General features: G+C 67.7%; 16 protein-coding genes. 7 read left to right on the forward strand and 9 right to left on the reverse strand.

Features of this window, described 5'->3' with window-relative positions; translation table 11 throughout:
* Together ABC728_RS23465 and ABC728_RS23470 are read left to right on the forward strand one after the other, a co-directional pair.
* Positions 1–645, forward strand: coding sequence for an isochorismatase family protein (locus ABC728_RS23465; RefSeq protein WP_416622081.1), 645 nt, complete (start codon positions 1–3; stop codon positions 643–645).
* Positions 642–1283, forward strand: coding sequence for a GntR family transcriptional regulator (locus ABC728_RS23470; protein ID WP_416622080.1), 642 nt, complete (start codon positions 642–644; stop codon positions 1281–1283). The genes ABC728_RS23465 and ABC728_RS23470 overlap by 4 nt, the downstream gene beginning before the upstream one ends.
* 106 nt (positions 1284–1389) lie before the next feature.
* On the opposite strand, the gene ABC728_RS23475 is transcribed toward ABC728_RS23470, so the two are convergent.
* The 3 genes from ABC728_RS23475 to ABC728_RS23485 all read right to left on the reverse strand — a co-directional run bounded on the left by ABC728_RS23475 (position 1390) and on the right by ABC728_RS23485 (position 4777).
* A complete protein-coding gene (locus tag ABC728_RS23475) occupies positions 1390–2325 on the reverse strand; it encodes an IS110 family transposase (protein ID WP_445376291.1) in 936 nt (311 codons plus the stop codon).
* 265 nt (positions 2326–2590) lie between these two features.
* Positions 2591–3307 (reverse strand): signal peptidase I, encoded by a 717-nt coding sequence (lepB, locus tag ABC728_RS23480; RefSeq protein WP_416620030.1) that lies wholly within the window; start codon positions 3305–3307, stop codon positions 2591–2593.
* Between the two features lie 102 nt (positions 3308–3409).
* Positions 3410–4777, reverse strand: a complete 1368-nt coding sequence (locus ABC728_RS23485) for an RsmB/NOP family class I SAM-dependent RNA methyltransferase (protein WP_416619900.1) — start codon at positions 4775–4777, stop codon at positions 3410–3412.
* A gap of 214 nt (positions 4778–4991) precedes the next feature.
* Between ABC728_RS23485 and ABC728_RS23490 the strand changes: the two genes are divergently transcribed.
* Entirely contained in the window at positions 4992–5774 is a 783-nt protein-coding gene (locus ABC728_RS23490; RefSeq protein ID WP_416619901.1) for a rhamnogalacturonan acetylesterase, read from the forward strand.
* A 43-nt stretch (positions 5775–5817) separates the two neighbouring features.
* Here the strand turns inward: ABC728_RS23490 and ABC728_RS23495 are convergent, their stop codons facing one another.
* Both ABC728_RS23495 and ABC728_RS23500 read right to left on the reverse strand, forming a co-directional pair.
* Entirely contained in the window at positions 5818–8058 is a 2241-nt protein-coding gene (locus ABC728_RS23495; RefSeq protein WP_416619902.1) for a xanthine dehydrogenase family protein molybdopterin-binding subunit, read from the reverse strand.
* Between the two features lie 3 nt (positions 8059–8061).
* Entirely contained in the window at positions 8062–8520 is a 459-nt protein-coding gene (locus ABC728_RS23500; RefSeq protein WP_416619903.1) for a (2Fe-2S)-binding protein, read from the reverse strand.
* 323 nt (positions 8521–8843) lie between these two features.
* On the opposite strand from ABC728_RS23500, the gene ABC728_RS23505 reads away from it, so the two are divergent.
* Positions 8844–10373, forward strand: coding sequence for a YifB family Mg chelatase-like AAA ATPase (locus ABC728_RS23505; RefSeq protein WP_416619904.1), 1530 nt, complete (start codon positions 8844–8846; stop codon positions 10371–10373).
* A 25-nt stretch (positions 10374–10398) separates the two neighbouring features.
* Here the strand turns inward: ABC728_RS23505 and ABC728_RS23510 are convergent, their stop codons facing one another.
* Positions 10399–12891, reverse strand: coding sequence for an ATP-binding protein (locus ABC728_RS23510; RefSeq protein ID WP_416619905.1), 2493 nt, complete (start codon positions 12889–12891; stop codon positions 10399–10401).
* Positions 12892–13101: 210 nt separating this feature from the next.
* On the opposite strand from ABC728_RS23510, the gene ABC728_RS23515 reads away from it, so the two are divergent.
* The 3 genes from ABC728_RS23515 to ABC728_RS23525 are packed head-to-tail and all read left to right on the forward strand — an operon-like array spanning position 13102 to position 16928.
* Positions 13102–13929, forward strand: coding sequence for an alpha/beta fold hydrolase (locus ABC728_RS23515; RefSeq protein ID WP_416619906.1), 828 nt, complete (start codon positions 13102–13104; stop codon positions 13927–13929).
* A 57-nt stretch (positions 13930–13986) separates the two neighbouring features.
* Entirely contained in the window at positions 13987–15327 is a 1341-nt protein-coding gene (locus ABC728_RS23520) for a winged helix-turn-helix domain-containing protein (RefSeq protein ID WP_416619907.1), read from the forward strand.
* Positions 15324–16928 carry a peptide ABC transporter substrate-binding protein gene (locus tag ABC728_RS23525; RefSeq protein ID WP_416619908.1) on the forward strand — a complete coding sequence of 535 codons (1605 nt, stop codon included), beginning with the start codon at positions 15324–15326 and terminating at the stop codon, positions 16926–16928. The genes ABC728_RS23520 and ABC728_RS23525 overlap by 4 nt, the downstream gene beginning before the upstream one ends.
* Here the strand turns inward: ABC728_RS23525 and ABC728_RS23530 are convergent.
* The 3 genes from ABC728_RS23530 to ABC728_RS23540 are packed head-to-tail and all read right to left on the reverse strand — an operon-like array spanning position 16891 to position 20128.
* Positions 16891–18135: an alginate export family protein gene (locus ABC728_RS23530; RefSeq protein WP_445376516.1), complete on the reverse strand. Its 1245-nt coding sequence runs from the start codon at positions 18133–18135 to the stop codon at positions 16891–16893. The two genes, ABC728_RS23525 and ABC728_RS23530, sit on opposite strands and share 38 nt — an antisense overlap.
* A complete protein-coding gene (locus tag ABC728_RS23535) occupies positions 18132–19712 on the reverse strand; it encodes an MFS transporter (RefSeq protein ID WP_416619910.1) in 1581 nt (526 codons plus the stop codon). Before ABC728_RS23535 ends, ABC728_RS23530 begins: the two co-directional genes overlap by 4 nt.
* Complete coding sequence (locus ABC728_RS23540) at positions 19709–20128, reverse strand: DoxX family protein (RefSeq protein WP_416619911.1); 420 nt, start codon at positions 20126–20128, stop codon at positions 19709–19711. Before ABC728_RS23540 ends, ABC728_RS23535 begins: the two co-directional genes overlap by 4 nt.
* Between the last annotated feature and the right edge of the window lie 4 nt (positions 20129–20132).

Genomic DNA, 20132 nt, shown 5'->3' on the forward strand with positions numbered 1-20132 from the left:
ATGGCCAAGGATCTGGATACCGATTACGCACAGGCGGGCTTCGGCAACCGGCTGGGCTGGGGCCAGCGCCCGGCCCTGCTGATCATCGACTTCGTGAAGGCCTACCTGGACCCAGCCTGCCCGCTTTATGCCGGGGTGGAAAAGACCCGCGATGCCGCCGCCGACCTGCTGTCCGCCGCGCGGGCGGCCGGCATACCCGTCATCCATACCAACGTGGCCTACACGCCGGGCGGCATGGATGGCGGCATCTTCTTCCGCAAGGTGAAGGCGCTATCCTGCTTCGAACGCGGCCTGCACCCGCAATGGGCCGCCTTCGCCGACGGGCTGGAACCGGCGGACGGCGAACCTGTGGTCACCAAGCAATATGCCAGCGCCTTCTTCGGCACCTCCCTGGCATCCACTCTTGCGGCCAATGGCATCGACACGGTACTGATCGCCGGCCTGTCCACGTCCGGCTGTGTGCGGGCATCGGCGCTGGATGCCTGCCAGAACGGCTTCATACCGTTGGTGGTGCGTGACGCCGTGGGTGATCGGGATTCCCGCGTGCATGAGGCGAACCTGTTCGACCTCAACGCGAAATATGCCGATGTGATCCACCTGGCGGAAGCGATCGACCATCTGGCCGCGCGCGGAAGGCCGGGATGAACGCGGCGGCCAGGGCCTACCAGTCCATCCGGGACATGATCCTGGACGGAACCCTGCCGCCGGGCAGCCGGCTGAAGGAAGAGGAACTGGCCGACCGGGTCGGCGTCAGCCGCACCCCCATCCGTGAGGCGCTGCGCCGGCTGGTGTCGGAAGGCCTGGCCGGACGGCCCGAGCGGGGCGGCGGCGCGCTGGTGCCCGACCTGTCATTCGACGAGTTGGAGGAGAAGTTCCACCTGCGCGGCATGCTGGAGGCCCAGGCCGCGACCCTGGCGGCAACCCGCATCGGCGGGGCGGAGGTTGATCGCCTGCAGGAACTGGCCGACAGGATGGAAACCTGCGTCGCCCACAAGGGCAGCGGCTATATCGGCCTGAACGCCGATTTCCACGGTACGATCCTGTCGGCAGCCGGCAGCCGGCTGCTGCAACGGCTGATGCCGCATGTGGTGGAAATGCCGGTGGTCCACCGAACCTTCCACGCCTATGACCGGTCCGCCCTGGAACGCAGCAACCAGCATCACCGCGAACTGGTCGCGGCCCTGCGGCTGCACGACCCGCAATGGGCCGCCCATGTCATGCGTTCCCACATCGCCAATGCGTGGCATAGCTGGGCCGCTGGCATGCGTCCTCCGACCGGATGACGCGGATAGTCCCTCATACCAGATCCCGGTGAGTGCAACTCACCGGGATCTGGCACGGCGGCGACCGCCGCCGTGCGCCATCTGGCGCGTAGCCAAGCAACTGTTTTCATGCGGCGTAAGTTCTCTGATCGCGGATGATGGCATTGGCGAGGACGACGATCTTTCGCATGATGGCAACGAGGGCAACCTTTGGCTTCTTTCCAGCGGCGATGAGTTTTTTATAGAAGGCGGCCAAGGGTGGATTTCGCCGACTGGCGACGACGGCAGCCATGTAAAGGACGGTTCGGACAACGGGCCTTCCACCGTAGATGCTGCGCGGGCCATCGCGTTTGCCGCTCTGGTTATCCATCGGGGCAACGCCGGCCAGGGCGGCGACCTGATGTCGTGTCAGTGTGCCCAACTCCGGCATATGGGCCAGCAGGGTGGCCGCCAGCACCGGCCCGACAGCAGGAATGGACTGGAGCAGGTTGTCGTTGACCTTCAAGGTTTTGGATGCCGCGATCTGCTCGGCAATGCGCTTGTCGAGGCGCAGGATCAGCAGGGCGATGGCATCCAGGCGCCGCTTGGCCAAGCGGCGCAGTTCCGGATCCGCCAGGGTCTGGGCCTGGTTCCTGACCATGGTCTGCTCGTCGAGCAACTGGCGCCGGTAGGTGGCCAGTTCCGCCAGGACCTCCCGTTCCGGATCGGGTTGGTAGGCGGCTCCGGGGATCGCCTGGGCATAGGCGGCGATCATCCGGGCATCCAGCCGGTCATTCTTGGCCCAGCGTCCATGCGCCCTGGCAAAATGCCGGACCTTGCGAGGATCGACGAGGCGGACGGGAATGCCGGCTTTCGATAAAGCCTCCATGACCGGCCGCTCATAGCCACCACTGGCTTCCAGGACGACCTGCACGGCGCGCTTGCCACACCGTCGCCGAAGGAGACTGTAACCAGCCTCGGCATTCTCGACTTGGAAAGCCTCTCCTGTCTCGGCATCCAACCCGTCCAGACGGGCCTTGCTGACGTCCAGGGCGATGATAGAGTCCTGTTGTGCCATCTTCATACTCCCTGCCTTGCACGTACGGGGCTGCAACCCCAAGCAACTGTTCGGGTCAATGAAGGGGCCGACCGGAGAACCATGCTTGGCTACGGTGTATGATCTACCTTTCCACGGAGCGGTCTTCCGGACGGATCGCCGGCCGGGGCATGCCCCGGCCGGCGATCACACATCTTACTGACATTTCGAAAACACAAGCCCACGGATGTGGGCACCGGCGCTTGAGGTGCCGAAAACCTTGACCATCGGTCAAGATTTTCGGCCGCTGGTGTCAGTCCACCCAGCGGAACAGGCGATCCCACCAGCTTCCGCCGGGGCAGATCAGGCCCGGTTCCTCCTGGCAGGACTTGCGGGCGAAGGCGACCATGGAGACACGGCCCAGCACCCGCTCGACCGGGATATAGCCGACCTGACGCAGATAGCGGCTGTCCTGCGAATTGTCGCGATTGTCGCCCATCATGAAAAGGTGGCCTTCCGGCACATTGTATTCCGGCGTGTTGTCGGCGAAACCGTCGTCACGCTGTTCCATGATCAGGTGCTGGCGCCCGCCCGGCAGGGTTTCCAGATATTCGGTCACCTGCACCACGGAACCGCCATTGTCGCGATAGGCATAATCACGGGTCTTTTCCCGCTGCACCATCTGGCCGTTGATGTAGAGCCGTCCATCGACCACCTGGATACGATCACCGGGCAGGCCGATCACGCGCTTCACATAATCCTCCTCCGTCGTGGGCAGACGGAAGACCACGATATCGCCCCTCTCAGGCGTGATGTCGGGGAAGCGGCCGCTGCCGAAGGGCAGCGGAACGAAGCTGGTGGAGAAGCGGCTGTAGCCATAGGCGTATTTGGCCGCATAGAACTGGTCCCCCACCTTCAAGGTGGGCAGCATGCTTTCCGATGGTACGTGAAATCCCGCGAACAGCAATGTGTTGATGGTGACATAGAAGGCGGCCACGAAGCCGACCAGGCCCGCCCATTCACGGATCACTGCACGCAAGACGCATACTCCCTGCTCGAACAATCGCCGCCACCATGCCCGGTGGGCAGGCCGGGGTCAATTGCCGCCTGCACACCGCCGGGTGAGGCCATTTCACGCGCCGGCAGCTTCGTCCACCTGTTCCGCTGCATCGGCTTCGGCAACATCGGCTTCCGCAACATCGGCCCGGCGTTCCAGCACGGCGGCGAAGAACCCGTCCGTGTCATGGCGCAGCGGGGTCAGGCGCAGCATGTCGGTCGATACCGGCGGCGACCCCCATGCGGCCGGCCAGGCATCGGCCACGGGCAGCAGGGTGAAGTCGGCGTGGGCGGCCAGGAAGGCTTCAACCTGCCCCTCATTCTCTTCCCGCAGCAGGGAACAGGTGGCATAGACCAAACGCCCACCCGGCCGCACCAGACGCGCGGCGCTGTCCAGGATGCTGGCCTGCAATGGCACCAGATCGCCAAGGCCGGGGCCCATCGGCCGCCAGCGGCTGTCGGGATTACGCCGCCATGTGCCCGTGCCCGAACAGGGCGCGTCGACCACAACGCGGTCGAACTTCCCCTTGTGCCGCTTGACCCAGGGGTCGCGCTCGGTCTTGATGGCGCGGGTTTCAATATTGTGCAGGCCGGCGCGGCGGAACCGTTCCTTGGCCCGGATCAGCCGGCCCTCCAGCACGTCGGTGGCCACGACGCGGCCCTTGTTATCCATCATTGCGGCAATGGCCAGCGTCTTGCCGCCCGCCCCGGCGCAGAAATCCACAACCTGCATGCCGGGTCTGGCATCAGCCATGAAGGCGACCAGTTGCGAGCCCTCGTCCTGGATCTCGATCATGCCGGACTTATAGGCATCCAGCGCCATGATGGGTGCGCGTCCGGCCAGGCGCAGGCCCACGGGCGACAGGCTGGTCGGTGTCGCCTTGATGCCGGCATCGGCCAGGGCCTTCAGCGCTTCGTCGCGCGTGGCCTTCACAGGGTTGACACGCAGGTCCAGCGGCGCCTCGCCCAGCATGGCCGACGCCTCTGCCAGGAAACGGTCGCCAAAGGTGGCGCGCATGGCGGGTTCTGCCCAATCCGGCACTTCCGCCCGCACGACCTCATCCTGTGACGGATGGTCGAGGGTATGGGTGTCCAGCGCCCGGATCAGCTTGCGCTCGCGGTCGGAGAGCGGGGCCGGCGCGAACTTGGCGCCGTTGAACAGGCCCGCCACGGAATCGGCCGTGCGTCCGCCCGACAGGATACAGTCGGCGATCACCAGGGCGCGGGGGTCAGGCATGTGGTTCACCCGCTCCAGCCACCAGTGCAGCCGTGCCCAATGGCGCATGACACCATAGACCAGCGCCGCGATCTCCCCCCGATCCTTGGCCCCGATGAACCGGCGGGCGCGGAAGAAGGCGCTGGTCACGGCATCGGCCGGGCGGGGGGTGTCCATCACCTCGGCAAGCAGGTCGATGGCGGTGGCCAGACGGGCGGCGGGCGTCATTCTGATGTCTTCCGGCAGGGGCACTGATAAAGCGCGGGAATATAGGGCCGGGACCCGCCGGGGGGAAGTGCCGGCCTGCCATGGCTGCCCCCTGCCCCATGGGCGTCCGGTCTTGCGCCAAACGGTCCGCCACGCCATCATCGGCCCGATGACACCGGTTACCGGGCAAGTCCAACGAGAAACAAGTGCAGGGAGAAACAGGATGCGGCGTCCGATGACACTGATCACGTCATGGTTGACGCTGGCCTTCCTGGTGGCCGTGCCGGCCCCGGCACAGGCGCCGCGCATCTTCATCGCCGGTGACAGCACGGCGGCGCAGTATGGTCCCGACCGTTATCCGCAGATGGGCTGGGGCATGGTGCTGGCCTGCAATCTGGAAGGCGGGATAGCGGTGGAGAACCGGGCCGCCGGCGGGCGCAGCACGAAAAGCTTCATCGCCGAGGGACGATTCGATGCCATCGCCCGCGATCTCGCCCCCGGCGACACGCTGCTGATCCAGTTCGGGCATAATGACGAGACCATCGCCAAGCCCGAACGCTATACGCCGGTGCCCGATTTCCGTATCAACCTGTTGCGCTTCATCGCCATGGCCAGGGACAAGGGCGCGCAGCCCGTGCTGCTGACGCCCGTGGCCATCCGACGGTTCGACCAGGGTGTCATGCTGGAAAGCCTGGCCGATTATGCAAATGCCACGCGCGCCGTGGCGCGGGAAACGGCGACGCCGCTGATCGACCTGAATGCCGACAGCCGTGCCTATTTCCAGATGCTGGGAGAGGGCCCGTCGAAAGGGTATTTCCTGCATTACGGCAAGGAATACGGGCACCCGCGCTGGCCGGACGGCATTCAGGACGACGTGCACTTCAACGAGACGGGTGCGCGCGCCGTCGCGTCCCTGGTCGCATGGCGGCTGAAGGGGCTGAACCTGCCCGTTTCCGCCCATGTCCGCCCCCTGCCGCCGGGCAACCCCGCGACGCGGGGAGGGCCCGCCTGCTCTTGAGATTGCAGGCGGGCCCTCCCCTATCCTTTCCGCACGGCCTGGATCACACCACGCCGGCGTTGGAGAAGGGCAGATCGCGCAATTGCTGACCCGTCGCCCTGAACACGGCATTGGCGACAGCCGGAGCCGCCGTCGGCACGCCGGGTTCCCCCACACCCGTGGGGCGCGCCTGGGAAGGCATGATATGCACTTCGATGTCAGGCATGTCGGACAGGCGCATGGGCTCGAACCCGTCGAAATTGTTCTGGTCGACAATCCCGTCGGTCAGGGTGATCTGGTTGCGCAGGGCATGACCGATGCCAAAACCGGTGCCGCCTTCGATCTGTGCCTTGATGACGTTGGGATTGACGGCGATGCCGCAATCCACCGCCACCACGACGCGATCCACCTTTATCTTGCCGCCCGCATCGACCGTCACCTCGGCGACATGGGCGACGAAGCTGCTGAAGCTTTCATGCACGGCCAGACCGCGCGCCCGCTTCGTGCCGGCCGGCCCGGCGGCCAGGGGCTTGTCCCAGCCGGCCTTCTCCGCCGCCAGCTTCAACACGCCCGACAGACGCGGGTGGGCATCACCCAGCAGTTCCAGGCGGAAGGCGAGAGAGTCCTTGCCAGCCGCCGCCGCCAATTCCTCGACGAACGCCTCCTTGGCATAGCCCGTGTGTGTGTGACCGACCGACCGCCACCAGAGCGTGGTGACCGGCGACCGCATCAGGTGGAAATCCACGGCCAGATTCGGCACGTCATAGGCCATGTCGGAAGCGCCCTCCACCGCGGCGGCGTCGACCCCGTCCTTGATCATCATGCCTTCAAACGCCGTGCCGACCATGAAGGACTGGCTGACGATAGCCTGTTCCCAGGCTGTCAGCTTGCCGGACTTGTCCAGCGCGGCCTTCAGCCGGTGAACGACCAGGGGCCGGTACATGCCGCCCTGAATGTCATCCTCCCGCGTCCAGACCAGATGCACGGGTGCCTTCGTGCCCTTGGCCGCCAGTGCCTGGGCCACCATGGCCACTTCCGCCATGTAATCGGCACCGGGCGTGGCGCGGCGGCCAAAGCTGCCGCCGGCCCAAAGGGTATTGATCTTGACCTTTTCCGGGGTGGTGTTCAGCACCTTGGCGACGACCGCCTGCTCGATGCCCTGGAACTGCGCGCCGGCCCAGATTTCCGCCCCGCCGTCGGCGGTCAGTTCCAGCGTGGCGTTCAGCGGCTCCATCGGCGCATGCGCCAGATAGGGGAAGCTGTATTCCGCCTCCACCACCTTGGCCGCACCCTTGAAAGCCGCGGCGACATCGCCCTTGCGGGCGGCCTTGGCGCCGGGCTTGCGCGCCTGTTCCCGGAAATCGGCCAGGATCTGCGCGGTGCCGCGCTTCTCCGCCTTGGCGTCGTCCCACTGGATGGCCAGTGCCTCCCGCCCCTTCATCGCCGACCAGGTATTCCGGGCCACCACAGCCACGCCCACGGGCAGGGTCAGCACCTCCAGCACGCCGGGAACGGCGCGGGCCGCCTTGTCATCGACGGATTTCAAGGTGCCACCGAAACGCGGGCTGCGGGCGATGACCGCCGTGACCTGGCCGGGACGGCGGATATCCATGGAGAAGATGGCCGTGCCGTTGGTCTTGGACTGGTGGTCCAGACGGTGCAGCGTCTCATTCCCGATCAGGGTATAATCGCCCCTGTCCTTCAGGGCCACCTGGGCCGGGACGGGCTGCTTCGATGCGGCTTCGGCCAGTTGCCCGAAGGTGGCCGACCGGCCCGATGCCTTGTGAGCGACCACGCCCTTGGCGACCGTAACCTGCGCGGCCGGCACCTTCCATTGCTGGGCGGCGGCGGCCACCAGCATGGCACGCGCAGCCGCACCGGCCATGCGCAATTCATCCCAGCTATTGGCAACGGCCGTCGATCCGCCCGTGCCCTGGATGCCGAAGAAATGATTGGCGTAGAGCTTGCTGTCGGCCGGTGCATGCTCCCCGCGCATCTGCGCCCAGTCGGCGTCCAGTTCCTCCGCCACGATGGTGGTCAGGCCGGTCATGATGCCCTGGCCCTTGTCCAGGTGCTTGACCAGCACGGTCACCGTATTGTCGGGCGCCACGCGCACGAAGATGTTGGGCCGCGGATCGGCCGGTCCGACCAGCCCGGGGGCCGCGGGTTCCGCCGCAAAGCCCCCCAGCGGCACCACGGCACCGATGACCAGGGCACCGCCGGCACCCTTCAGGAAGGAACGGCGGCTGGGGGCGGGAACGGCCACATTGCCGGCGGCCTGACGCAGCATTTGACGCATCATCATGGTTCAGGTCCTCGCCAGCTTGGCAGCCTGCTTCACAGCCGCCTTGATCCGTACATAGGTGGCGCAGCGGCAGACATTGCCGTCCATCGCCGCTTCGATGTCGGCATCGCTGGGATCGGCGTTCTCCGCGATCAGGGCAGCCGCCGCCATCACCTGGCCCGACTGGCAGTAGCCGCATTGCACCACGTCCAGATCGGCCCAGGCCTTCTGCACCGCGGCCGCAGCCTTGCCGGACAACCCCTCGATGGTTGTGATCTTCATGCCTTCGGCGGCAGAGGCCGGCAATTGGCAGGAACGGGTCGGCTGGCCGTCCACATGCACCGTACAGGCACCGCACTGCGCGATGCCGCAACCGAACTTGGTTCCCGTCATATTCAGTTCGTCACGAAGGACCCAGAGAAGCGGCATGTCCTCCGGCACGTCCACTTCACGGACCTGCCCATTGATATCCAGGCGAATCATCGCTCACCCCAATCATGAAATGAATAGCGCCGGTCCCCGCCAGGGCCGGCATCCGTTGCAGAATGACCCCATCCCGACATGGAAGTCTTCCAGATTTCGATCATTTCACAGGCCGACATTTCGACGCTGCGGCGGCTTGCGACTATTTTGATCCTTTCGCCCGCCAACGTGATATTCTTATAAATATAACGGCTGGATAGTGCCGGCCGGCACCGCTGTGCGGGAAGATGCAAGCTGCAAAGCCCGCACAGCGTTCGACGCCTTTCGCCTGCAAGTCTCATCCCCTATACTCGTTCCAGCGAGCATGGCGGGTGGGGGAATGCGTGGCGGCGCGTGTTGGGACGGTGGCATTTCAAGGTATTGATGTGCTGGATATCGATGTGCAGGTCCAGATGACCGGCGGCCCCCTGGCCTTTACGGTCGTGGGCCTGCCCGACAAGGCCGTGGGGGAAAGCCGGGAGCGGGTGCGCGGCGCGTTGCACGCGCTGGGCATCGCCCTGCCCCCGCAGCGGCTCACGGTCAATCTGGCCCCGGCGGACGTGCTGAAGGAAGGCAGCCATTTCGACCTGCCCATCGCGCTGGCGCTGCTGGTGATGATGGGCATCCTGCCCGGTGATGCCATGGCCGGATACCAGTCGCTGGGCGAACTGGGGCTGGACGGTTCCATCGCCCCCGTGGCCGGCGTGCTGCCGGCGGCCATCAACGCCCTGGCCGGCGGCAAGGGGCTGATCTGCCCGGCCGCCACCGGGGGAGAGGCAGCCTGGGCCGGCGACGGCCTGGATATCCTGGCACCACCGACGCTGCTTTCCCTGATCAACCATTTCAAGGGTATGCAGGTCCTGACCCGCCCGACGCCCCGGCTGGAAAGCCAGGCACTGGCCATCGCACGCGACCTGCGCGACGTGAAGGGCCAGGAAACCGCCAAGCGGGTCCTGGAGGTGGCGGCAAGCGGCGGGCACAACATGCTGATGCTGGGCCCGCCCGGATCGGGAAAATCCATGCTGGCGGCCCGCCTGCCCGGTCTTCTGCCGCCGCTGGACCCGGCCGAGGCGCTGGAAGTGTCCATGGTGCATTCCATCGCGGGCGGGCTGGAAGGCGGGCGGCTGATCCGCACGCGGCCCTTCCGCGAGGTGCATCATTCCGCCACCCTGGCCGCCATGGTCGGCGGCGGCACACGTGCCCGGCCGGGGGAGATCAGCCTGGCCCACCAGGGCGTGCTGTTCCTGGACGAATTGCCGGAATTCTCCCGCGGGACGCTGGAAGCATTGCGCCAGCCGCTGGAGACGGGCCGCGCCACGGTCAGCCGTGCCAACCATCATGTCACCTATCCCGCGCGTTTCCAGCTTGTGGCCGCCATGAACCCCTGTCGCTGCGGCCATCTGGACGATCCGTCGCTGGCCTGCGGCCGGGCGCCCAAATGCGCGGCCGACTATCAAAGCAAGATCAGCGGTCCCTTGTTCGACCGTATTGACCTGCATGTCGATGTGCCCGCCGTCAGCGCCGCGGACCTGTCCCTGCCACCCCCGCGTGAGGGGTCGACGGAAGTGGCGGCGCGCGTGGCCACCGCGCGGCAATGCCAGCGGGAACGCTATGCCACGCCCGCCACCGGCCAGCAGCCCGTGCGCACCAATGCGGAGGCCGATGGGGAAATACTGGAAAGGGTGGCCGGACCCGACGCGCCGGGCCGGCAGTTGCTGACCGACGCGGCAGAGCGGCTTAAACTGTCGGCCCGTGGCTATCATCGCGTCCTGCGCGTGGCCCGCACACTGGCCGACATGGACGGTGCCGACGGGGTGCGCCGCCTGCATGTGGCGGAGGCGCTGTCCTATCGCCGCGTGGCACCGGGGCGATAGGGCGGACGCGCCACCGGCGTCCCCGTCAGTGCCGGACAGCGCCTCTCCCCTCCCCGTCCGGCCAGCCATCATCACCCAGCGCAAAACCATCATAGAAAGCGGCCAGTACGGCCAGCATCTCCTCCGCCCTTGGCAGGTCGGGACCGGAAGAACCGACATCGCCCAGTTCCGTGACCAGAAGGCGGCGGATTTCCCGTTCCGGCCCCTTGCGCGTCACACCGGCGGAACGCAGCAGGCCATCGCCGATCACGGCCAGGGACAGCGCCAGATCGCGCCGCCCCAGCCGCAACGCTGTCAGTGCGCCCCGTTCCAGCGACCAGGGATAGGCAAAGGCGTAGCTGTGCTGCCGTGTCAGGCGCAGCGCCTCGCGCGCATTGGACAGCGCCGCGGGCAGATGCCCGTCAATGAGCAGATAAGAGGAAAGATTGGCATGAAGCGTCTGCCGCAGGGCCGGCGACATCCTTTCCCCCGACGCCAGCGCCTGATGGGTCAGTTCGATGGCGCGGCCGGTATCCCCGCCATTGAACTCCACATCGGCCAGGCGCAGCAGGATCAGGCTGGCGACATAGGCATGCCGTTCAGCCAGGTCCAGCGCGTGCAGCAGATCGCGCCGCGCGCCCGGCATGTCCGCATGATTGGACAGAAGCCAGCCGCGGTGCGACAGCAGGCTGATCTTGTCCAGGACCCGGCCGTGATCATCGGCCAGGGCCAGCGTCTGTGCCCACAAATCCAGGCAGGCCGCGGTGTTGCCCACCACCTCGTAGAGATAGCCGGCAAGATAGAGCCCCTCGATCCTCCAGCGTAACGGCACATCGGGCGAGTGGAAGACCTGTACTGCCGGCCCCAGTTCCTCGCGCACGTAACGGGGCCGGTCGATTTGATAGGACAGGCGGATGGGCAGCCCCTCCCCATGCAACAACAGGCCCAGAAGGGCCCGGATCTCGGGCGGGGTGGTGTCGTCGCACCGTTCCCACGCCCGCGTCAGGCAGGCGACGGAATCCGTGTAAAGGCCGAGCCTGTTCCAGGTGCGGTAGGCATCGATCACCAGCCGCTGCCCCAGCAGGACGTCGCCGTCCGGACCGAACGCCCAATCCAGCACGGCGCGGACATCGGCCATTTCAACCTCGCCCCCATCCGGCACCGCGTCGCGGCGGGCCAGCGTCTCCATGCGCTGGTACATCGCGTCACCCAGCCAGGTGGACAGCCGTGCGCGCAGCCCTTCCCGGTCCACCAGACCGGGATCGCGGGACACGACATATTGCCGGATTGTCTCCAACAGGCGCAGTCCCTGTTCCTGCGTCTGCACGGGCCCCACCACCAGGGAACGCCCGACCAGCCCGGCCACAAGACCGGGTATGGCCGCCGGGTCCAGAGGCGGGGCGCCGCATACGGCCACGGCCGCACCAACCGGCCAGGTGCCGGCAAACAATGTCAGGCGGCCCAGCAGCAACCTTTCCTCCGCCGACAGGGGGTCTATGCTCCAATCCAGCATGCGCGACAGGCTCGCATGGCGGTATCCGGCATCGTCCGGCAGGGGAAGGTCCTGAAGGCGCCCTTCCAGCGACCGGGCCACGGCCGCCACCGTGCAGTCACGCAGGCGGGCGGCCAGCAGGGTCAAGGCCAGGGGCAACCCGTCGAGATGCCGGCACAGGCGAGCCAGTGCCGGCATCTGCGCATCATCCAGCGGTGGCCAGCCAGCCGCTTCATGGTTGCGCAGCACAAGTTGCACGGCAGGCCAGGTCCGGATGGCGGCCGCGTCCATTTCCGTCTGTGGCGGCACGGGCAGCGGGCAGAGATGCAGCAGCCTTTCCCCGCTGATCCCCAGCGGCTCCCGGCTGGTCAGCAGCAGGCGTACACCCGGACAGCCGCCCAGCAGGCTATCGGCAAACTCCGCCACCTCGTCCAGCAGATGTTCGGCATTGTCCAGCAACAGCAGGGCCGGCGCCTCCCCCAGGGCCTCGCGGATGGCGCCCATCACATCCGGCCCCGGCAGCCGGACAGCCAGGGCCGATGCCGCGACGACGGGCACCAGCCCCGCCTGGCGCACCGGCGCCAGTTCAACATGGACGACACGCATCCCCCCGCATCGGGCCGCCGCGACCAGGGCCAGACAGGTCTTGCCCACACCGCCCGGTCCGACGACGCTGACCAGCCGGGACTGTTCCAGCAGACCCAGCAACCGGGCCAGTTCAGCGTCCCGGCCCACCAATGGCGGGCGCCCCGTTACGACCGGCTGCACGGCGGCCTCAGCGGCGATCAGCGGCATGGCAAGCCGATATCCCGCCCCCGGCACGCTTTCAACGGCATCATCACCCAATATCCGGCGCAGGGTACGGACCTGCACACGCAGATTGCCGGCGCTGACCGTGACACCAGGCCAGACCCGGGCCATCAGCGGCCCGGCCGCGACAGGCGCGCCATCGGCGGCGGCCAGGGCCACGAGCAGGTCGAAGGCGCGGTCGCCCAGGGTCAGCGGAATGCCGTTGCGCAGCACCCGGCGGTGTACGCTATCCAGCAACAAACGGTCATCGCGGCCAGAAATCATGGGCTCTACGGGGATCGGGTCGGCGTTTCGAGATGAATAGCCCCGTATGGAACGGCCAGGGCGGGATTTTATGTCTTTTAACATGCCAGATCCCGGCTTCTGCCCGAATAGTTCATGTGCCGATCATGCCGAAGGGCCTTGCGGGTCCTCGGCCACCGGCCGGCGCCAAACCGGAGACATCCCATGGGCACCATCATCACCGATGACGGCACGCAGATTTACTACAAGGACTGGGGCAGCGGGCAACCCGTGGTGTTCAGCCATGGCTGGCCGCTGAACGCCGACAGTTGGGAAAGCCAGATGCTGCACATGGCTGACAACGGCCTGCGCGCCATCGCCCATGACCGCCGTGGCCATGGGCGGTCCAGCCAGCCCTGGCACGGGCACGACATGGACACATATGCCGACGATCTGGCGCAACTGCTGGAGAGCCTGGACCTGCGCGACGTGGTGCTGGTCGGCTTCTCCACCGGCGGGGGCGAAGTCACACGCTACATCGCCCGGCATGGCAAGGCGCGTGTGGCCAAGGTGGCACTGATCGGCGCCGTTCCGCCCCTGATGCTGAAGACACCGGCCAATCCCGGCGGCCTGCCGATGGAGGTGTTCGACGGCATTCGTGCCGCCAGCCTGGCCAACCGTGCCCAGCTCTACAAGGACATCGCGGGCGGTCCCTTCTTCGGGTTCAACCGGCCGGGGGCGACGCCGTCGCAAGGCCTGATCGACACGTTCTGGATGCAGGGCATGATGGCCGGTCACAAGGCCACCTACGACTGCATCAAGGCCTTCTCGGAAACCGACTTCACCCAGGACCTGGCGGCGTTCGAGGGGCTGCCCACGCTGATCGTGCATGGTGACGACGATCAGGTGGTGCCCATCGACGCCGCCGGGCGCGCCACGGCCCGGCTGGTGCCGCATGCCACGCTGAAGGTCTATGAAGGCGGGCCGCATGGGGTGACAGACACGCATAAGGACAGGCTGAACGCCGACCTTCTGGCGTTCGTGAAAGGTTGACGCTAACATCCAGGGGGTCGCCGATCCGGGCGTTCCCCCCTGACGGGAGGCGTTTGCATGCAGCCCGATGCTGGACATCTCGCACAGGAAACGGCGGCGGAACTGGCGGTCGGCGCCTATCGTTTCCATCGCGACAGCGGTCGCCTGACCTGCCGCAACGGCGCAGCCGTGCCGCTGGGACGGCGCGCCACGGCGATGCTGTCCATCCTGGCCGAACATGCCGGGCGGGACGTGTCGGCCGGCCAGTTGCTGGACCGTGTATGGCCAGGCCAGATCGTCGACCCCGCCAATGTCGCCGTCCAGATATCCGGCCTGCGGGCCGCCATCGGTGACAGCGACGGATCGGTGATCCTGACCGTTCATGGGCGGGGCTATCGTCTGGCGACCCCAACCGTGGCCGCCCCCGTCCGCAGCATCGGCAACATACCCCTGACACTGGCGCCCCTGGCGGGCCGCACCGTGGAACTGGCCAATACCGCCAGGCTGATGCGGCGGGACCGGCTGCTGGTCATCACGGGACTGTCGGGCACCGGCAAGACGCTGCTGGCCTGCGCCGCCGCCCGCGCCCTGGCCGCGGACCATCCGGACGGGCAATGGCTGGTACCGGTCAGCGGTGCCGTCATCGCCGATGCGGAAACCCTGGCCGCCCGTATCCTGATGGTGGTGGACCCGGCCTTCGCGGGCGAGCCGGTGGCTTCCCTTCTGGGTCTGTTGAAGGGGCGGGCCTGCCTGCTGCTGCTGGATGGGGCGGAATTGCTGGGCGACGGGGCCGTCAGCCTGGTGTACAGGCTGCTGGAGCGCTGTCCGCAGGTGGGGCTGCTGCTGACCTCGCATGTGGCGCACCGGCGCCTGTGGCGATATTGCGTGCGCCTGTCCCCCCTGTCGTTGCCCGGCGGCGATGCGCTGGCACCGGCCGCACCCGGCCTGTTCATGCAGGCCGCGGCGGCGGCCGGACTCGATATCGGCATTGATGGCCAGACCGCCGACGCCGTGGCCGGCATCTGCCGCAATCTGGGCGGGGTGCCATTGGGGGTGGAAATCGCGGCGCGGGCCGCCAGCCTGCTGGGCCTGCGGGCCACGGCGGATGCCTGCCGCGACCCGGTGCGCAGTCTTCCCGGCATCCGGCGCGCCGGTCCGGCGCGGCACCGGTCCGTTGCCGCCGCCATGGGCTGGGCACTGGACCTGCTGACCGGCGATGAACGGCAGGCCCTGCTGGCATTATCCCGGCTGCCAGGGGATTTCACCGCCGATGAGGCGGATCGCGCATTGGCCGGCGGCGGGGCTCGTCAATGGCTGGGCGGGCTTTTGGAAAAATCGATGCTGGATCGCCATGGCGACCGGTTCTCCCTGAACCCGCTGGTACGCGCCGGGGCCCGCAACACCGTGGCGGGATCGTGAGAGGGCGGTGCCGGCTGCTGCTGGCCGGACTGCTGCTGGCCGGACTGCTGCCGACCAGACTGCTGCTGGGCGTGACGGTGTCGTCAGCGGCCGAACCGCTGCGCATTGCCATGGGGCCGGAGCCGGAAACGCTGGACCCTCACCGGGGCCAGGGGCTGGGCACGGCCCGGCTGCTTCTGGACCTGTGCGAGGGGCTGTTGACCCGCAACGCCGCCGGCCAGCCCATACCGGGGGTGGCCGACCGCCTGTACCGGTCCCCCGACGGGCTGACCTGGACCTTCCATCTGCGCGGCGACGCCCGCTGGTGGAATGGCGACAGGGTAACGGCACAGGATTTCGTGACGGGCTGGCGCCGTGCCGTGGATCCCGCCACGGGGTCCGGTATCGCCGACCTGCTGGACGGGGTGAAGAATGCTGCGGCGATCCGCACCGGCCAGCTCCCGCCCGAACGGCTCGCCATCCAGTCCCTGGGAGAGACCACGCTAGTCGTGCAACTGGCCCGGCCTGTAGCGGACATGGAGATGCTGCTGTCCCACCGCATCACCCTGCCGGTTCACGGCCCCACCCTGGCCGCGCATGGCGCCGGCTTCGCCACGCCGCGCAGCCTGATGTGCAACGGCGCCTATCGGCTGACCGAACACAGGTTGCAGCAACATTACCGCCTGGAACGCAGCCCGTTCTTTCATGACCGTGCCGGGGTGGCGATCGACCGGATCGACCTGCTGGTCACCGACAGCGCCGAAAGGGAGATGAACCTTTTCCGCGCCGGACAGGTGGATGTCACCAGCACCGTGCCGCTGCCGCTGGTGCCCTGGGCGCGGCGGGAACGGCCTGATGCGCTGCATGTCCACCCCTGGACAAACCTGTCCTATCTGCACGCCCGGCCCGACGCTCCGGCCTGGCGGGACAACCCCGCCTTCCTGGAAGCGCTGGAACTGGCACTTGACCGGGAGCAATTGACCAGCGACCAGCACGGTATGTTCATCCCGGCCCGGCACCTGATCCCACCCGGCCTTTTACCCGAAGCGGAGCCGGCCGAGCCCACCGGACCGGACGATGCCGCGGCGGCGGCCAGCCCCGCCCGGCAGGCGGCCGCACGCGCGGCACTGGCCCGCGCCGGCTTCGGACCGGGCCGGCCGCCGCCGCGTGTGGAGATTCTGCATGCGGCGGTGGACGGTGTGCGCCACCGCGTCGTGTCGATCGCCGCCCAATGGAAGCAGGTGCTGGGGGTGGAAACCGATCTGGTGGGCGTGGAGCCGCGGCTGGTCGTCAGCCGGGCGGCGCTGGGCGCCCATGACGGTTTCGTGTTCAGTACCTGGATATCCTATTCCCCGTTCTATGCCCTGTCGCCGTTCCTGCCGCCTGGCCGGACGCCGGAAACACTGGACGGGCCGGGATATGCGGCCGCGCTGCGCGGGCTGGAACGGATGGTGCTGGACAGCCGGCTGGTCATCCCGCTGATGTTCGGCAGTTCGCGGCACATGGTGGCGCCGGCGGTCCACGGCTGGCAGGACAATGTCCATGACATCCACCCGCTGCGCACCCTGTCGCTGGCACCGCCCGTCACAGCGACCAGCCCAGTTCCAGACCCACCAGGGTGATGGTCCGCGCCGGCCCCGTCCCCCGCACGAATTGGCCCGGCCGGAACAGGGAGAAGGAGGCGGCAGCGGTCAGCCCGCGTCCTTCCCAGCCCAGTACCAGTTCACCCTGCCGGCCGACGAAGCGGCCGGCGTCAGGCTCAGCCGGCCGGAGGACCTGTCCGGACAGGCCATAGAGCCCGTCGGCCCGCCGCTGCCGCCAATAGAACACCCCGGCCGCCGACAGTTGGAACCCCGCCCCCAGATCCAGTTCCAGGCCCGGATGCAGGTTCACCATGTTGCGGGGACCGATGGGGGTCAACTCACCGAAATATTTGGCACGCGGATAAAGCGGGTTGAAGGTTCCCAGCCGCCCATCGGCCGGGCTGGCGTCGCCACTGGCGATGTTGGCGCGCAGCAGCAGGCGGGGTGACAAACCCGGACCGGGCAGGCGATATCCGACCTCGCTGGCCAGGGACCAGGCCCGTATCTCCGTACCGGCAAACCGGCCCCATTGCCACATCCCTTCCCCGTTCCAGGTCCAGTTTCCATCGGACCCGGCCAGGCGAAGACCGGCCGTGCGGCGGCTTTCCCGGCCGGCACCCTGTGCATAACGCGCTGTATCCTGCCCCGTGGCCAGCAGATAGGCGTCCAGTGTCCCCTGCCCTGCATCGATGGTGGCATAGGCACCGCGCAGGAAACGGCCCTGACCGGGTGCGTCATCCAGATCACCGGAACCGGCGATGACGGGTCGCAGGGCCAGCAGGTCCACCTGCCAGCCGCCACCGGCAACCCGCATCCGGGCACCATCGAAGGGCTGTGGCACGTTGGCGCCATAGCGCCGGCCGACCAGCCGTTCCGACCCCAGGCCCAGCAATGCCCTGCCAACCGTCAGCATCAGGTCGATATCGCCGCCCTGTGCCAGATCGATGCCGACAGCGGCTTCCAGCAGGTCCAGTCCCGTGCGGTCGGGCGGGCCGGGCCTGTCGCGCATGCCCTCCACGCCGGCAGCGATACCGCGCAGCCGCACATGCAGCGGCTGCGCCGACACGTCCAGCCATGGCATGGCCCGATGAAGGAGCCGGGCATCGCCGCCATCGGCCCAGTCGCCATGATCCAGGCTTTCCCAACGCAAACGGAGGTCCAGACCCGCCGTCACGGCATCGTCCGCCGCCATGGATGGCACAGCCAGCAACAGCGCGGTCAGCAGGCCGGCGGCACGGCGCCTCATGGCGCGATCAGGTGTCGGACCAGAGGCGGTTCAGGACCGAGATGGAAGGCCCTGACGGTTTCCTGGTCCTCGCGGTCGGCATGGGTCACCCGCTCATGCTGGCGCAGATGTTCCAGCCAGCTTTCCAGCACGAAGCTCTCCACCATGCGGCCGGGGTCGGCTGCATCCTCGTAAAGCCCCCAGTTGATGGCCCCATCGCGATGGCGGATACGGCGAAGGCTGGCCATGGCGGCCGTGAAATCCTTCACCCGGGCGGGATCGACCCGATATTCCACCGTGATCATCACGGGGCCGCGATCGGTGGGACTGTCCACAGCCACGACGGGAGCAGGCCAGTGGGAGGATGGGGAGACATTGCCGGCCATGTCTCCCCCGATCCGCCACCGCAAGGCGAGCCCCAGGGCCAGCACCAGTCCCGCCGCAGACAGCAGCAGGGTAGGCTGGATGCCGATCCGGCCTGCCACCCAGCCCCAGCCGGCACTGCCCGCCGCCATGGAACCCTGGAAGACCAGCAGGTTGATGGCCAGCGCCCGCGCCTTCACCCAGGACGGTGCCGCCATCTGTGCCGCCACGTTGAAGCTGGACAGCATGGCGATCCAGGCCATGCCGGCCAGGGCCATGGCAGCGGCGGCCTGTGCGAAACTCTGCGCGAACGCCAGGCCAACGGCGACAACGGCGAACAGAAGGCTGGCCGCGATGGTCTGGCCATTGGCGGACAGGTGCCGCCGCAGGTGGGGCAGCAGCACCGCTCCGACGATGGCGCCCATCCCCATGCTGCCCAGCATCGCGCCATAGCCGGCCGCGCTCAACCCCAGTTCCCGGCGCGCGATGATGGGGATGAAGGCCCACAGCGCGCTGGCGAACAGGAAGAAGCCCATCGACCGGATCAGCACCGTGCGCAAGGCGGGCGAATGGCGGACATAGCGGGCACCGGCCCGCAGCGCAGCCGTGAAATGCTCGGCCGGCAGGGTGGTCGGCGACACCTGCCGCTTCCAGCGCAAAAGCACCAGCCAGACACCCAGCACGGACAAGGCATTCAGGGCGAAAACGGCGGCGGGGCCGGCGGCGGCAATGATGAACCCGCCCAGCGCCGGCCCGATGGCGCGGGAGATGTTGATCCCCAGGCTGTTCAGCGCCACAGCCTCCGCCAGGCTGGGCCGGGGCACCAGTTCGGGCACGATGGCCTGGAAGGCCGGGGCGGACAGGGCAGCCCCGGTGGCCAGCGCGAAGGTCAGGGCCAGCAGCAGGCCGGGGCCCGTGATGCCCTGGAACGTCGCCATTGCCAGCAGCCCGGCACAGATAAGCGCCCAGAACTGCGCCAGGATCAGCAGGCGGCGCCGGTCAACGATATCGGCCAGCGCCCCGCCGGGCAGCGCGAAAAGAAACATGGGCAGGGTGGTCGCCGCCTGGACCAGCGCCACCATGATGGGCGCGTCCGACAATCCCGTCATCAACCAGCCGGCCCCGGCATCATGCATCCAGGTGCCGACATTGGACACGATGGTGGCGATCCACAGGGCGCGGAACAGGGGCAGGCGCAACGGATGTGGCGGCGGGCCGGCGGCCGTGTCGGTCATGGGTGGCGCCCCCTGCGGTGGGCCAGGATGGCGGCCAGGATCAGCCCGCCCACCAGCCCGACATGTTCAAGGAAGATGTTGCGTTCATGGAACCGGGCCATCGGGTCGGCAATGGTCCAGAACGGATGCGCGATCAGCGTCGCCAGCACCGTGAAGACACCCAGCGCCCCGGCCCCCAACCAGGTAAGGCGGCCGGCGATCACGGCCGCCGACCCACCCAGTTGCACGGCCAGCGTGGCGATGACCGTGGCCCAGGCAGGCTGCAGCCCGAAATGCGCCGCCTCCGCCAGCGCCCCATCCAGGTCCAGCAGCTTGGCGATGCCGCTGGTCCAGAATGGCAGGGTCAGAAGGATGCGCGCCGCCAGATGGACGGCGGGCGTTTCAAGGATCGTGGCGATGGGAGAAGGCGCGGTCATGGGA

The sequence above is a fragment of the Niveispirillum fermenti genome (genome assembly GCF_052474395.1).

Coding starts and splice junctions, on each gene's coding strand:
- ABC728_RS23465 (WP_416622081.1), top strand. CDS start 1: ATGGCCAAGGATCTGGATACCGATTACGCACAGGCGGGCTTCGGCAAC.
- ABC728_RS23470 (WP_416622080.1), top strand. CDS start 642: ATGAACGCGGCGGCCAGGGCCTACCAGTCCATCCGGGACATGATCCTG.
- ABC728_RS23475 (WP_445376291.1), bottom strand. CDS start 2,325: ATGAAGATGGCACAACAGGACTCTATCATCGCCCTGGACGTCAGCAAG.
- ABC728_RS23485 (WP_416619900.1), bottom strand. CDS start 4,777: ATGACGCCCGCCGCCCGTCTGGCCACCGCCATCGACCTGCTTGCCGAG.
- ABC728_RS23490 (WP_416619901.1), top strand. CDS start 4,992: ATGACACTGATCACGTCATGGTTGACGCTGGCCTTCCTGGTGGCCGTG.
- ABC728_RS23495 (WP_416619902.1), bottom strand. CDS start 8,058: ATGATGATGCGTCAAATGCTGCGTCAGGCCGCCGGCAATGTGGCCGTT.
- ABC728_RS23500 (WP_416619903.1), bottom strand. CDS start 8,520: ATGATTCGCCTGGATATCAATGGGCAGGTCCGTGAAGTGGACGTGCCG.
- ABC728_RS23515 (WP_416619906.1), top strand. CDS start 13,102: ATGGGCACCATCATCACCGATGACGGCACGCAGATTTACTACAAGGAC.
- ABC728_RS23520 (WP_416619907.1), top strand. CDS start 13,987: ATGCAGCCCGATGCTGGACATCTCGCACAGGAAACGGCGGCGGAACTG.
- ABC728_RS23530 (WP_445376516.1), bottom strand. CDS start 18,135: ATGAGGCGCCGTGCCGCCGGCCTGCTGACCGCGCTGTTGCTGGCTGTG.
- ABC728_RS23535 (WP_416619910.1), bottom strand. CDS start 19,712: ATGACCGACACGGCCGCCGGCCCGCCGCCACATCCGTTGCGCCTGCCC.
- ABC728_RS23540 (WP_416619911.1), bottom strand. CDS start 20,128: ATGACCGCGCCTTCTCCCATCGCCACGATCCTTGAAACGCCCGCCGTC.